General features: G+C 36.6%; 11 protein-coding genes and 1 riboswitch. Of the genes, 8 read left to right on the forward strand and 3 right to left on the reverse strand.

All coding sequences use genetic code 11. From position 1 onward, the window contains the following. Positions 1 to 310: 310 nt before the first annotated feature. From DN408_RS23885 to DN408_RS23910, 6 genes are all read left to right on the forward strand, one after another. On the forward strand, positions 311 to 1,216 hold the full coding sequence (locus DN408_RS23885) for a diacylglycerol kinase (RefSeq protein WP_002010051.1): 906 nt from the start codon (positions 311 to 313) through the stop codon (positions 1,214 to 1,216). Between the two features lie 194 nt (positions 1,217 to 1,410). Then, positions 1,411 to 2,157: an HAD family hydrolase gene (locus DN408_RS23890; protein ID WP_002010052.1), complete on the forward strand. Its 747-nt coding sequence runs from the start codon at positions 1,411 to 1,413 to the stop codon at positions 2,155 to 2,157. A gap of 155 nt (positions 2,158 to 2,312) precedes the next feature. Beyond that, positions 2,313 to 3,677, forward strand: coding sequence for a 4-aminobutyrate--2-oxoglutarate transaminase (gene gabT / locus DN408_RS23895; RefSeq protein WP_002124901.1), 1,365 nt, complete (start codon positions 2,313 to 2,315; stop codon positions 3,675 to 3,677). Between the two features lie 306 nt (positions 3,678 to 3,983). After that, on the forward strand, positions 3,984 to 5,351 hold the full coding sequence (locus DN408_RS23900) for a sigma-54 interaction domain-containing protein (RefSeq protein ID WP_002167042.1): 1,368 nt from the start codon (positions 3,984 to 3,986) through the stop codon (positions 5,349 to 5,351). Continuing rightward, positions 5,344 to 6,795, forward strand: coding sequence for an NADP-dependent succinate-semialdehyde dehydrogenase (gene gabD, locus DN408_RS23905; RefSeq protein ID WP_002191777.1), 1,452 nt, complete (start codon positions 5,344 to 5,346; stop codon positions 6,793 to 6,795). Before DN408_RS23900 ends, gabD begins: the two co-directional genes overlap by 8 nt. 47 nt (positions 6,796 to 6,842) lie before the next feature. Further along, on the forward strand, positions 6,843 to 7,166 hold the full coding sequence (locus DN408_RS23910) for a DMT family transporter (RefSeq protein ID WP_002029495.1): 324 nt from the start codon (positions 6,843 to 6,845) through the stop codon (positions 7,164 to 7,166). A 40-nt stretch (positions 7,167 to 7,206) separates the two neighbouring features. On the opposite strand, the gene DN408_RS23915 is transcribed toward DN408_RS23910, so the two are convergent. Both DN408_RS23915 and DN408_RS23920 read right to left on the reverse strand, forming a co-directional pair. Next, entirely contained in the window at positions 7,207 to 8,436 is a 1,230-nt protein-coding gene (locus DN408_RS23915; protein ID WP_002010058.1) for an aminopeptidase, read from the reverse strand. Between the two features lie 116 nt (positions 8,437 to 8,552). Next, a complete protein-coding gene (locus DN408_RS23920) occupies positions 8,553 to 9,629 on the reverse strand; it encodes a polysaccharide deacetylase family protein (RefSeq protein WP_078178032.1) in 1,077 nt (358 codons plus the stop codon). 505 nt (positions 9,630 to 10,134) lie between these two features. Here DN408_RS23920 and DN408_RS23925 point away from each other — a divergent pair. Continuing rightward, positions 10,135 to 10,842, forward strand: coding sequence for a hypothetical protein (locus DN408_RS23925; RefSeq protein WP_147740418.1), 708 nt, complete (start codon positions 10,135 to 10,137; stop codon positions 10,840 to 10,842). A 45-nt stretch (positions 10,843 to 10,887) separates the two neighbouring features. Here the strand turns inward: DN408_RS23925 and DN408_RS23930 are convergent, their stop codons facing one another. Continuing rightward, on the reverse strand, positions 10,888 to 12,084 hold the full coding sequence (locus tag DN408_RS23930; RefSeq protein WP_002063580.1) for a NupC/NupG family nucleoside CNT transporter: 1,197 nt from the start codon (positions 12,082 to 12,084) through the stop codon (positions 10,888 to 10,890). Between the two features lie 202 nt (positions 12,085 to 12,286). Continuing rightward, a riboswitch (purine riboswitch) is annotated at positions 12,287 to 12,388 on the reverse strand. Between the two features lie 121 nt (positions 12,389 to 12,509). Between DN408_RS23930 and rlmD the strand changes: the two genes are divergently transcribed. Continuing rightward, positions 12,510 to 13,886: a 23S rRNA (uracil(1939)-C(5))-methyltransferase RlmD gene (gene rlmD / locus DN408_RS23935; protein ID WP_002124913.1), complete on the forward strand. Its 1,377-nt coding sequence runs from the start codon at positions 12,510 to 12,512 to the stop codon at positions 13,884 to 13,886. Positions 13,887 to 13,948: the final 62 nt, after the last annotated feature.

Genomic DNA, 13,948 nt, shown 5'->3' on the forward strand with positions numbered 1-13,948 from the left:
CATGAAATAATAGATAATTATTATTCATTATATGTAAATTGATGTGAGAGAATGGATAGACATAAAGTGAAACTTTAATCAGTGGGAGTTTTACTGCCTGCAAATAGCGGGATAAATTTCTTGGTTAAATAAAGCAAAACTATCAGGAGTGAATAGTTACTTTTGATGAGCTACACGAATCGGGTTCTTACTGCCTGTTTGAGCGGAATTAAAGAAGGATAGGAAGATGAGAGGAGGTAAGCATAGGGATACTGAATAAGGGTTCGGTGTATTCGTTTTTCAATGAATAAGGAATTTCCTGTGCTAATAAATGATGAAGCGAGCAAGAATTATTTATAATCCTACTTCTGGGCGCGAGCTATTTAAGAAGAGCTTACCAGAAGTATTACAAAAATTAGAACAAGCTGGATATGAAGCGTCTTGTCATGCGACAACTGGTCCTGGAGATGCGACTGTGGCAGCGAGGCAAGCTGCGGATCGTAAGTTTGATGTTGTTATCGCAGCTGGTGGTGATGGTACGTTAAATGAAGTAGTGAACGGTTTAGTAGGACATGAGCATCGTCCAAAGTTTGGAATTATTCCAGTTGGAACGACAAATGATTTTGCGCGTGCGATCGGTGTACCTCGTGTTATTGAAGAGGCTGCGGATATTATTTGTGAAGGAACAACGGTACCGTTAGATCTTGGTAGAGCAAATGATACATATTTCATTAATATCGCTGGTGGCGGCCGTATTACAGAATTAACATATGAAGTACCAAGCAAGCTAAAAACGGTATTAGGCCAACTTGCTTACTATTTAAAAGGAATCGAAATGTTACCATCATTACATCCAACATATGTTGAAATTGAGTATGATGGGAAGTTGCTACAAGAAGAAATTACGATGTTTTTAATTACGAATACTCGTTCAGTTGGTGGATTCGAAAAAGTAGCACCATATGCATCTATTAACGATGGATTATTTGATTTATTAGTACTGAAAAAAGGTTCTATCGCTGATTTAATTAAAGCAGCAACACAAGCACAGCGTGGGGAACATATTAACAATCCGAAAGTGCTATATACACAAGCGAATCGTATTAAAGTGCATTCACCTGATAAATTAATGATCAACTTAGATGGTGAATATGGCGGAGATGCACCAATGGAATTTGAAAATATATATCATTGTCTGGAACTATTTGTTCCTGAACATCAAGAGGATGCCCTGTAAAGGCATCTTTTTTTTGCTTTCACCTCACTATTTGCGAGCAATAAGATTCCCCCACTGATTAAAGTTTCTCTATGTGCAGATGAATTGTAAATTGTAAGTTAGTTTGATTTTTATGGTATTTTTACAATCCGTTTATTTTATATCCATATTTTATTGATACACTGGAAGAGATAAGAAATGAGAGGTAGGGTGCTATGGAGAAGGTAAAAGCAATATTATTTGATAAAGATGGGACATTAATGGATTTTCATTCAATTTGGATAAAAGTAGCTGAAGAGCTTGTTGCTGAATGTATAAAATTATATCAACTCCCACAGTCAATGCAGCAGGCTTTATTAAAAGAGATTGGCGTAGATGGAGCATTTGTTCACCCGCGTAGTGCGCTCGCTGCTGGAACGAGTCTTGATGTGGCCAAGGGGCTTTGTAAGTATATTGCATCATCTAGAGAAGAAGAGATGCATCAATGGGTGAGTGAAAAGTTGTTTGCTCTTATGTACGAGCATCGTTCACATATGAGAATGACGGCAGATTTACCGAAAGTTTTACAAGCGTTAAAGGATAGAGGGTTTATTCTAGGTGTCGTTACAGCTGATGATTTCGCGCCGACAGAATTATTTTTAAAGCAATATCAATTGGAAGCTTTTTTTGATTGTGTTATAGCTTCAGATACATTTCCAGCACAGAAGCCAGATAAAAAAATTGTAGAATCGTTTTGTGAGAGATTTAATTTAGAGACATGTGAAGTAGCAGTCATCGGGGATACACCGACGGATTTACATTTAGCGAAAAATGGTGGCGACTGTTATGCGATTGGCGTACTATCTGGTACGGGTGATCGTCAAACGTTAGAACCACTTGCAGATTTAGTATTACAATCTGTTGAAGATTTAATTTCTCATTCAGGTGAGTTTATTTGGGAACAAGGAAAGTCTAATGTATAAATGAATAAGTCTATAAAGACTCTATATGAGTCTTTATAGACTTATTTTTTTATGCCGAGATAGTAAGAGAATGGGATGAATACTAGAAAGAGGAAGTTGGCATGCATCTTGCAATATAAAGAGAAAACATTGTATAGAAAAGGATGGGGTACACAGTGAACACAAAAAAATTTGCTAAAGTAAATGAACAAATTCCAGGACCGAAAGCAGCGTCTTTATTAGAACGCCGCCAAAATATAGTACCAAAAGGAGTAAGTAATGGTATTCCAACATTTGTACAGTCTGCAAATGGTGCACTCGTAACAGATGTGGATGGAAATCAGTACATTGATTTCGCAGGAGCAATTGGGACAATTAATGTAGGACACTGTCATCCAGCTGTTAAAGAAGCGCTTCATAAACAAGTAGATCAATATATTCATACTGGATTTAATGTGATGATGTATGAGCCGTATATTGAATTGGCAGAAAAGCTGGCCGCATTAGCGCCAGGTAATTTCGATAAACAAGTGCTGTTTTTAAATAGTGGGGCAGAAGCGGTTGAAAATGCAGTGAAGATTGCTCGTAAATATACGAAGAGACCTGGAATTATCGCATTTTCTAAAGGATTTCATGGGCGTACATTAATGACAATGACGATGACAAGTAAAGTAAAACCATATAAATTTGGATTTGGCCCATTTGCTCCAGAAGTATATAAAGCACCATTCCCATATGAATACCGTCGCCCAGAAGGTTTAACAGAAGAGCAGTATGATGACTTTATCATTGAAGAGTTCAAGAACTTCTTCATATCAGAAGTAGCACCAGAAACAATTGCAGCAGTTGTAATGGAACCTGTTCAAGGGGAAGGCGGATTTATCGTTCCAAGTAAGAAATTCGTTCAAGAAGTACGCAGCATTTGTTCAGAGCACGGTATTTTATTTGTAGCTGATGAAATTCAAACAGGCTTTAGTCGTACCGGAAAATACTTTGCAATTGATCATTATGATGTCGTTCCAGACTTAATTACGGTATCTAAATCATTAGGTGCTGGTGTACCGATAAGTGGTGTCATTGGGCGTAAAGAAATTATGAATGAGTCTGCACCGGGAGAACTGGGCGGAACATATGCAGGAAGCCCACTAGGATGTGCGGCTGCATTAGCTGTGCTTGATGTAATAGAAAAAGAGAAATTAAATGATAGAGCGATAGAAGTAGGGAAAGTCGTAATGAACCGATTCCAAGAGATGAAAAACAAATATAATTGCATCGGTGATGTGCGCGGCTTAGGGGCAATGTGTGCATTCGAGCTCGTTCAAGATCGCAAGACGAAAGCGCCTGATAAAACACTAGCGTCTAATTTATGTGCAGAAGCAAATAAGCATGGATTACTTCTACTATCAGCAGGAACATATGGAAATGTTATTCGTGTTTTAATGCCATTAGTGATTACAGATGAGCAACTTGAGGAAGGTTTAACAATAATTGAAGAATCATTGCAAGCTTGTTATGAGCAAGCAAATATCGCTCGTGTTTAAAGAATTGGAATAACTTAAAAAAGGGCATAAAGCTTTTCTTTTTAGGCGGAAGAGAGCATCTGGTCATATATAGAATCGATCAGCCCCTTTTCCTGCCCCATGCCAAGCTAAAACAAAGTGAGGGTGTGGTTGCGATAGCATTCTGTATTTTTCAAGGCAGCGAATTATGTGTTGAAAAATATAAATAGATTTGTATAAATAACAAATTGAAAACATTCTAGCTTACTCTATATAAAATGCAGAAAATTCACTTTATAATAAAGGTAGTGAAGTGAATCGATGGATTTAAAGTAAGGGGTGGCTAGGATGGTTGCAGAAAAGGAACGAGTGTTGATGGATTTACAAGATGTATTTGAATATGCATTTGACGAAATTTTTGTTACGGATGATAAAGGAATCGTTGTACGTGTAAATAGCATGTGTGAAAGACATTACCAGCTCTCTGCTAAGGAATTAGTAGGAAAGCATGTAAAAGAACTACAAAAAGAAGGGATTTTTTATCCGTCTGCAACGTTAGAAGTAATTGAAAAGAAAAGGCCAGTTGAACTTGTTCAAACAACGAAATCAGGAGAGTATTTGCATGTTCGTACAAGGCCTGTTTTTGATGATGAGGGAAATTTAAGAAGAGTGATTAGTTATTCTCGTGATCTTACAGAACTCTATCAATTACGTCAAAAGGTAGAGGAAATGGATAATCAGTTAAAAACATATAAAAAAGAATTAAGAGAAACATATGAACACGAAGGACTTATTTTTAAAAGTATCGCTATGCAAAAAATAATCGAAACAATAAAAAAAGTATCAGTAGTAGATAGTACTGTTCTCGTATTAGGTGAGACTGGAGTGGGGAAAAGCCGATTAGTACGCCATTTGCATGAAGTGAGTCACCGGAAGAATGAAAGTTTCTATGAAATTAATTGTGCGGCATTGCCGACGAATTTAATCGAATCTGAGCTTTTTGGATATTCAGGTGGGTCTTTTACAGGTGCAAATCGTGAAGGGAAAAAGGGGCTATTAGAATCAGCGCATAAAGGAACCCTCTTCTTAGATGAAATTGGTGAAATGCCGCTTGAAATTCAAGCGAAGCTTTTGCAAGTATTGCAAGAAAAAACGTTTCGTCCTATAGGCGGAAGAGAATTAAAAAAGGTGGACGTTAGAATTGTAGCGGCAACAAATAGAGATTTAAGTACGATGGTGAAACAAGGAACATTCCGGAAAGATTTATACTATCGTCTGAATGTCATTCCAATTTCAATTCCACCACTTCGGGAGAGAACAGAAGACATTTTGCCGCTCATCTATCATTATTTACAGCATTTTAATAAAAAGTACGGACGGGATGTAAAGTTAGCTCCTAGTACGTTACAAATGTTTGTAGGGTACCCTTGGGAAGGAAATAATAGAGAGATTGAAAATGTAATTGAACGAATTGTTATCACTGCAGATGATTTTGTAATGGTAGAAGATTTGCCACTATCTATGCAAGAGGCCACAGTTGAACAATCCGGACAAAGTCTTTATAGAATGCTGGAAGAGGTAGAGCGAAATATTATTCTTAAAGCGTATAAAACGTATGGATCAAGTTATAAAGTGGCTGAGTTTTTACAAATAAGTCAATCTGCTGCTACTAGGAAGATTAAGAAGTTCATAGAGGAGGAAGAAAACATTGGATAAAAAAGCGACGTTCGTAAACTTAGAGAAAAAAGCGATGTATATAAATGGTGAGTGGATTACACTGCAAGAACAAATCGAAGTGAATAATCCAGCGACAAAGGAAGTATTTGCAACTGTACCAAAGGGCGGGATTACAGAGGCAAAGCAAGCAGTTGATGCTGCACATGAGGCTTTTAAATTATGGTCAAAATTAACGGCAGCGGATCGCGCAGTAAAGTTAAAAAAATGGTTCACGCTCATTGATGAAAATAAAGAAGAAATTGCAGCAATCATGACGAGAGAGCAAGGGAAGCCGTTTGCAGAAGCACTTGGTGAAGTGAATTATGCAAATAGTTTTGTTGAATGGTACGCAGAAGAAGGAAAGCGAATATACGGTGAAATGATTCCTGCTTCTCATCCGAATAAGCGTATTTTAGTTATGAAGCAACCAGTTGGGGTTATGGCAGCTATTACGCCTTGGAATTTCCCGGCTGCTATGATTACGAGAAAGGTAGCTCCAGCACTTGCAGCAGGCTGTACGGCAGTTGTGAAACCAGCGAGTCAAACGCCATTAACTGCATTGAAGTTAGTTGAATTAGCACATGAAGCAGATATTCCAAAAGGTGTAATAAATATTGTAACAGGTAGTGCAAAAGCAATTGCTGATACGTGGATGGAAGATGAGCGCGTTCGAAAAGTTTCCTTTACAGGATCAACTGAAATTGGAAAAGAATTAATGGCTAGCGCTGCGCAAACGATGAAAAAGGTTTCGCTTGAATTAGGTGGTCACGCTCCATTTATTGTTATGAATGATGCTGATTTAGATAAGGCGGTAGAAGCGGTAATTGGTTCGAAATTCCGTAACGCAGGACAAACGTGTATATGTACAAACCGCATCTTTGTTCAAGAAGAAGTGTATGAAGAATTTGCAGGGAAGTTCACAACAGCTGTAGAGCAGCTTAAAGTCGGAGATGGATTCGGCGAAGGAACAACTGTAGGTCCACTTATTGATGCGAATGCAGTTTCGAAAGTACAAGAACATATTGAAGATGCAATTCAAAAGGGCGGAGAAGTTTTATACGGTGGCCATAAATTTGCAGAGTTAGATGGTTATTTCATTCAGCCAACAGTAATTGGATTGGCAAATGACAAGATGCTTTGTATGAATGAAGAAACATTTGGACCGGTTGCACCAGTTGCGAAATTTAAAACAGTTGAAGAAGTAATCGAACGAGCAAATAATACACCATATGGCTTGGCTGCTTATATTTTCACAAAAGATATTAGCCAAGCATTCCAAATTAGTGAAGCGTTAGAGTACGGAATTATCGGCTTAAACGATGGCCTTCCATCAGTTGCACAAGCACCATTTGGAGGCTTTAAAGAAAGTGGTATCGGCCGTGAAGGAGGCCATTTCGGTATCGAGGAATATTTAGAAATTAAATATATTTCGTTAGGACTATAAGTAGTATACTAGAATCTCTATAAGGTAACAGAGAAGGAGATTCTAGTATGGTATATTGGCTATTATTACTCGTAACAATTATTTTTGAAGTAGCTGGAACGATTGCGATGAAGTTATCGAACGGTTTAACAAAGCTTGTTCCAAGTGTACTTATTTTCGTATTCTATGGAATTTGTTTCAGCGTGTTTGCTATCGTTGTTAAAAAGATTAATTTAAGCATTGCTTATGCAATTTGGTCTGGTGTGGGAACGCTACTTATTACAATCATTAGTGTGTACTTTTTTAAAGAGCATATTAATTTATTCCAAGCATTTTGTATTCTCTTTATTGTTTTAGGAGTAATTGGACTGAAAGTGTCATCAGCATCATAAAAGGCTATCTTCCAGCGTGGAAGATAGCCTTTTATTTTTATTAAAACGCCCAGTTACCTTTACGGAAGATCGGCTCATGTCTTCCATCAGCTGTAATGCCGTCGATATCAAGCTCAGCTGATCCAATCATGAAGTCTTCGTGTGTAATACTAGCGTTTGCGCCATTTTCAGCAAGTTCTTCTTTAGACATTGTTTTTCCGCCAACTAAGTTAAATGCATAAGCATTTCCGATTGCAAGGTGGCAAGATGCATTTTCATCAAATAGCGTATTGTAGAATAAAATATTTGTGTTTGAAATTGGTGAATCATGAGGTACTAAAGCTACTTCGCCTAAGAAGTGAGAACCTTCATCTGTTTCTACTAAATGTTTTAAAGCCTCTTCACCAGATTCAGCTTTATAGTCTACGATACGTCCGTTTTCAAATGTTAACGTGAAGTTATCAATAATGTTACCTGCAAATGCTAACGGTTTTGTGCTAGATACTTGGCCGTTCACACCTGTTTTAAGAGGCATTGTAAATACTTCTTCAGTTGGAATGTTAGCCATAAATGCTACGTTCTTTTCATTTAAGCTACCAGCACCAGCCCATACATGCTTCTCTGGAAGTTCGATTGTTAAGTCTGTTCCAGGGCCTGTATAGTGAAGAGCTTTATAATGTTTTTCGTTTAAGTAATCTACTTTTGTATGTAGTGTTTCATCATGTTCTTTCCATGCTTCCACAGGATTTTCTAAATCAGCACGAGTAGCTTTGAAGATAGCATCCCATAGCTTTGTTTCTTGTTCTTCTGGCGCTACGTCAGGGAATACTTTTGCAGCCCATTCTTTCGTAGGAACAGAAATTACGCACCAGCTTACTTTATCTGCTTGTACATAATCACGGTATACTTTCATCGCTTCTCCAGCTACTTTATGAGCTGTTGCAATTTTCTTTGGTTCTACACCTTTTAATAAATCAGGATTCTCTGCATAGATGGACATAAATGCAGCGCCTTCTTTTGCTAATTCTTCACGAGCATGTGCTTTCCAAGAAGGGAATTCAGAGAAAGCTTCTTCAGGAGCTAGATCGAACTTTAAGCGTGTTAACGTCTCATCATTCCAATCAACATATACGTGTTTTGCACCAGATTTATATGCTTTTTCTGTAACGAGGCGTACAAACTGTACAGCCTCAAGAGGTGCACTGATTGATAAAGTTTGTCCGGGTTGAATATTAACACCAACATTGACTGCAAGGGCAGCATATTTCTCTAACGTTTGTTCAAATGACATATGTATAATCTCCTTTAATTTGAAAGATTTCTTACTATATATAATACAAGAAAATTCTAAAAATATATATAAATATAACGTAAAAAGAGAGCTCAAAATGTATTGAGCTCTAATAGTTATTTAATCGAAGAAGCAAATTGTTCTACAGTCGTTGTATGGTGTATGCGAACACGCTTCATTTTTAACAACTCATCAGGTTCACCCTTCGTAATGAATTGTCCAGGCTTCGTTGTTGTTGCAAACTGATAGTGTTTCTTTGTTTCTGCGACAACTTTATCATCTACATGACCGAATGGATAAGCAATTGCGATAACAGGCTTACCTGTTATTTTCTCTAGCTTTTCTTTTGATCCTTTTAACTCTTCATCATAGTTTGTAATTTTCGGCAAGTCTGCGTGTGTTGCTGTGTGAGATTGTACAGAAAAAATACCTGAATCAACCATTTCTTTTATTTCAGATGTAGAAAGGGCGCCTTCTACATCAACGTTATCAACAATCATATATTCCGTTGCTGCTGGTTTAAAAGTATCATCTTTTAGCTTTTGTAAAATGCGAAATGCATTCATATTATTTTTCATACCGTCATCAAATGTAACGAAAATCGGCTTGTTTACTTTATTTATATCGCTCCAGCGTTCAAACGTTAAAAAAGTATAACCATTTTCTTTTAAATACTTCATTTGTGCTTCAAAGTTAGCAGGCGATACGAATAAATCTTTAATACCTTGTCCGTGATAATCATCAATTGCGTGGTACATAAGAACAGGAACTTTTTGCTCGAAAGTAATAGTAGATTTCGTAAGTGGAATAGTTTTTCCGCCCTCTGTTGTTCCTATAGCTTCAATTTGATATTCACCGCGTTTTCCTTCAAATTCTTTTATATCAAAGGGAAGTGTAAATGGTTGATCTTTCTCTTTAGAAGAAAAAGATTTAGCACTTTCCTTTCCATCAGCAGTACGCCAAATTTTATATTGTACTTCGGTTAAAGAATCTTTTATGTCTGTAATATGAATATTTGCGTTTGTAGATTCGTGCGTAATTGGATTATAAGAAATTTTACCTTGTTCCCGCACCGTCTCTTCTTGTTTCTTAACCTCTTGAACCTTTTTTTCTTTTTTAGGCTCTACATTGCTAGTATTACATCCTGCTAGAATGGCAGACGTACATAAAGCAATCGCTGCGTATTTTCTCATAAAATCACCTTCTATTGTGTATTATGTTGCATACTTACATTAAAATCCCCACCGCTATAAGAGAGGTGGGGATATACCCTTGTTCATCATATCATTTTTAGGTGAATGGTAGGTTAGTGACTTTGAATAGAGGTATTCTTGCGTTGCTTATTTGATTTGATAATGATATAACCTACTACAAAAATAAGAGGGATAATGAATACATAGATTGGCATTCCCCATACATAATAGCTTTTCATGCTTAAAACTAGTAAGTGTAAGAAGTCGAAAAGGGCGTGAGCTTTCATAATATCCTCCAATATATTTTTTGCAAATTATAACATTTTTAATTTGTAATTTGTATATTTTGGTAAATAATTTAAGTTAATTTTAAAGTAAGAGAAAGGTTTATTAATATGCAATTTTGCATATTTAGAGTAGTTTCTATTAAAGTATCAGGATCTTGGACTATAATAAGAACCGCTATAAATGTAAGTAAGAATGATGTACGGAGTGGAGAACAGAAATGAAATATAAAAAACTAGTATATATCCTTTTCATATCGCTATTCGTAGTCGGTTGTCAAAGTAAAGTGAGTAAAGCGAATAGTGTGGAGGAGTATATTCCACCGCATCTTATGAATGCGGAAGTGACGGCGGATATTATGACGATTGAGATGGATCGTGATACTCGTAAAAAAGTAGAGGCTATTACTAAAAAAATGAGTGATCATGTGAAAAATGATAAAGAGTGGTATGTAAACTACATATCGGGACATATAGATCAACAGGTGAAGTCATATCATCCTAATTTTGGTATTACAGAAGAAGAATATAACTTTTTTAGGAACGCCGTTGAGAATAGTAGTTTATCTAATACAAGTGATGGAAAACTGCAATTTAAACAAAAAAGTAACCATGAGATAGAAATTGTTTCAAGCAAAAACTTAGAGCTATTTCGAAATATAGTAATTGATACGGAGAAAAATATAGTAAAAACTTCGTTTGGAGAATGTCAGTATGTTGGAGAAGAAAAAACATCTTTGGAACAAAAGATAACGGGGCCTTGGCATGGCAAGCAATGGATACTAAAAGAACAAAATTTAATTTATATATTTTCTTTGGGTAAGCTTGAAGGGGAGGATAAATCCATTATTGATATTTCAGTAAAAGGTATACACGAAGGAAAACTTATTAGTAAAGAGGAAGTAATTGAATTCCGTTCTATTTCATAAAGAATCAAAAAATCACCTTACTTAAACAAGTAAGGTGATTTTTTATTAAATAAACAATCCAGCGATTGTTGCAGATAAAATAGAAGCAAGTGTCGATGCAAATAGCATTTTCCAACCGAATTTTGATACGATGCTTCCTTGCTTTTCAGAAAGGGCACGGATTGTACCAACGATTGCACCAATTTGGCTAATACTTGCAAAGCTAATTAAGAATACAGTAACGATTCCAACTGTACGTGGATCTAATGTTGCAGCAGCGCCTTTTAAATCAAGGATTGCTACAAACTCGTTTAATACAATCTTCGTACCCATAATACCACCAGCTGGGATAATATCATGAGTTGGGATACCCATTAAGAATGCGAATGGAGCAAGTATATAACCGAAGATTTGTTGTAAAGTAACAGCATATCCCATTGCACCTGAAGCAGCGCTAATTACGTAGTTTACAACTTCCATAACACCGATAAAGGCGATCATTAATGCGGCAACGATACCAGCTACTTTTAAACCATCAAGCGCACCGTTAATCATTGCGCCGATAAAGCTGTCTCCGAATAGAGTTCTATCAAATTTTTGAATCACTTCATCTTCCTTTTTCGTATCAACTGGTGTTAATAACGAACAAACGATTAAGCTTGAGAATAAGTTTAGTGGAAGAGCTGCTAGTACATATTTCGCATCTAACATCATTACGTATGATGCTGTAACAGAAGCAGAAACTGAGCTCATCGCAGAACAACAAATGATAAACATACGGTTTTTATTAAAATGCTGTAAATCGTTTTTAATAACGATTAACGCTTCACTTGAACCGAAGAATACAGAGTTTACTGCGTGGAATGATTCAACGCGTGGTAAACCAGTAATTTTTGAAATTGCACCGCCGACAACGCGAACGATGAATGGTAAAACACCTAAATAACTAAAGATAGAAAGTAGTGCTGAGAAAAATACGATAATTAATAATACATTTAAGAAAAAGACAAAATCTCTTTGAATTCCATTAAAGAGAAAATCGACACCTGTCGTACCAAGTTTAATTAGTTTGTTGAAAACTTTACTAATGAAGATGATAATTTGTTGACCAATTTTTGTGCCAAACATAAACCAACCGATTAAAATTTGGAAACCAATCATAATAGCAATTGCACGGAAGTTGATTTTACTTTTGTTGTTTGACAAAGCAAAGCATAAACCTAAAACGACAAGAATACCGATAATGCTCATTACATATTGCATGTAGTTGCCCCTTTCAGAAGTTCGTATAAAGTTTTTACATAAAACGCTCGTTATATTACTAAAAATAAAGTAATAGAGGTTTTATGTCATACGTAAGATGTCTGACCTTTTAGAAAAATAAAAATAAAAAAAGACTCCTATGGATTCACTTTCATCTATGAGAGAAAGCTAATCAATAGGAGTCTTTTTTATACATAGGCTAATATTCATTAGTTTTCCCCATAGTCCAGCAATTTAAGGTTGCCGGGTAGAAACTCTCGATCCATATTATCGACTATATATGAGGTAACATCGTCCGTATTAAATTAGTAGTAGCGTAACATTACTAGAGAACTATCGTCAATAGCTTTTTTTCTTCCAATAGAAATAGACCATATAAGTATGATAAAATGTAACGCAGTGTTATGAAAAAGAGAGGTCGGAAAATGAGTATAAAAATGACGCCACCAGTTGAAAAAAACGAGTTTATAGATGTAGTGTTTGAAGATTTAACACATGATGGTGCCGGTGTTGCGAAAGTGAAGGGATATCCTATTTTCGTAAAAAACGGATTACCAGGTGAGGAAGCGCAAATTAAAATTATTAAAGTGAAGAAAAATTTCGCGTTTGGTCGTTTAATGAAGCTTCATCAAGAAAGTCCATATCGTAAAGATGCAGAATGCCCCGTGTACAACGAGTGCGGAGGTTGTCAACTTCAGCACTTAACATATGAAGGACAATTAAAAGCGAAAGAAAAACAAGTACGTGACGTTATGCAGCGCATCGGTGGATTAAGTGATGTTCCTGTTCATCCTGTACTTGGAATGAAAAACCCGTGGGTATACCGCAATAAAGCACAAGTGCCAATTGGAGAACGTGAAGGTGGACTTGTAGCTGGTTTCTATCGTCAAGGAACGCATGACATCATTAATATGGAATCATGCTTAATTCAGGCGGAAGAAAACGATACATTAATTCAAGAAGTAAAACGTATTTGTGAAAAACACGGTATTTCGGCTTACAATGAAGAGCGTAACAAAGGAACACTTCGCCACGTAATGGCTCGCTACGGACAAGTAACAGGGGAAATTATGCTTGTCTTTATTACACGTACAGCTGAATTGCCAAATAAAGAAGCAATCATTGAAGAAATCGCAGCGAAATTCCCAGAAGTAAAATCAATCGTTCAAAACGTAAACACGAAACGTACAAACGTTATTTTCGGAGACAAAACGACAGTACTGTACGGATCAGAATATATTTATGACTTTATCGGTGACATTAAATTCGCGATTTCAGCACGTTCATTCTATCAAGTAAACCCAGAACAAACGAAAGTGCTATACGATAAAACGTTAGAATACGCAAAATTAAATGGTAACGAAACAGTAATTGATGCCTATTGCGGAATTGGATCAATCTCCTTATTCCTAGCACAAAAAGCGAAAAAAGTGTACGGCGTTGAAATCGTCCCAGAAGCAATCGAAGACGCAAACCGAAACGCAGCACTAAACAACATGACAAACGCTGAATTTGGCGTAGGAGAAGCAGAAGTAGTCATTCCAAAATGGTACAAAGAAGGCGTAATCGCCGACACAATGGTCGTAGACCCACCGCGTAAAGGTTGTGATGAAGCATTACTAAACACAATCATCGACATGAAGCCAAAGCGCGTCGTATATGTATCGTGTAACCCAGCAACATTAGCACGCGACTTAAAAGTGCTAGAAGAAGGCGGATATAAAACACAGGAAGTACAGCCTGTTGATATGTTCCCGCATACGACTCATGTAGAGTGTGTGACTTGGCTTAAGTTGGTATAATAAAAAAGCAGTTGATATAGAAAAATCTATACCATCTGCTTTTTGGTTTATAAAAATACCAT

Source organism: Bacillus sp. AR13-1 (genome assembly GCF_008042285.1).
Classification (GTDB): domain Bacteria; phylum Bacillota; class Bacilli; order Bacillales; family Bacillaceae_G; genus Bacillus_A; species Bacillus_A mycoides.

Bases quoted from the DNA above. Each gene is read 5' to 3' on its own strand.
- DN408_RS23885 (WP_002010051.1), top strand. From the start codon at position 311: ATGATGAAGCGAGCAAGAATTATTTATAATCCTACTTCTGGGCGCGAG.
- DN408_RS23890 (WP_002010052.1), top strand. From the start codon at position 1,411: ATGGAGAAGGTAAAAGCAATATTATTTGATAAAGATGGGACATTAATG.
- DN408_RS23900 (WP_002167042.1), top strand. From the start codon at position 3,984: ATGGTTGCAGAAAAGGAACGAGTGTTGATGGATTTACAAGATGTATTT.
- DN408_RS23910 (WP_002029495.1), top strand. From the start codon at position 6,843: ATGGTATATTGGCTATTATTACTCGTAACAATTATTTTTGAAGTAGCT.
- DN408_RS23915 (WP_002010058.1), bottom strand. From the start codon at position 8,436: ATGTCATTTGAACAAACGTTAGAGAAATATGCTGCCCTTGCAGTCAAT.
- DN408_RS23920 (WP_078178032.1), bottom strand. From the start codon at position 9,629: ATGAGAAAATACGCAGCGATTGCTTTATGTACGTCTGCCATTCTAGCA.
- DN408_RS23925 (WP_147740418.1), top strand. From the start codon at position 10,135: ATGAAATATAAAAAACTAGTATATATCCTTTTCATATCGCTATTCGTA.
- DN408_RS23930 (WP_002063580.1), bottom strand. From the start codon at position 12,084: ATGCAATATGTAATGAGCATTATCGGTATTCTTGTCGTTTTAGGTTTA.
- rlmD (WP_002124913.1), top strand. From the start codon at position 12,510: ATGAGTATAAAAATGACGCCACCAGTTGAAAAAAACGAGTTTATAGAT.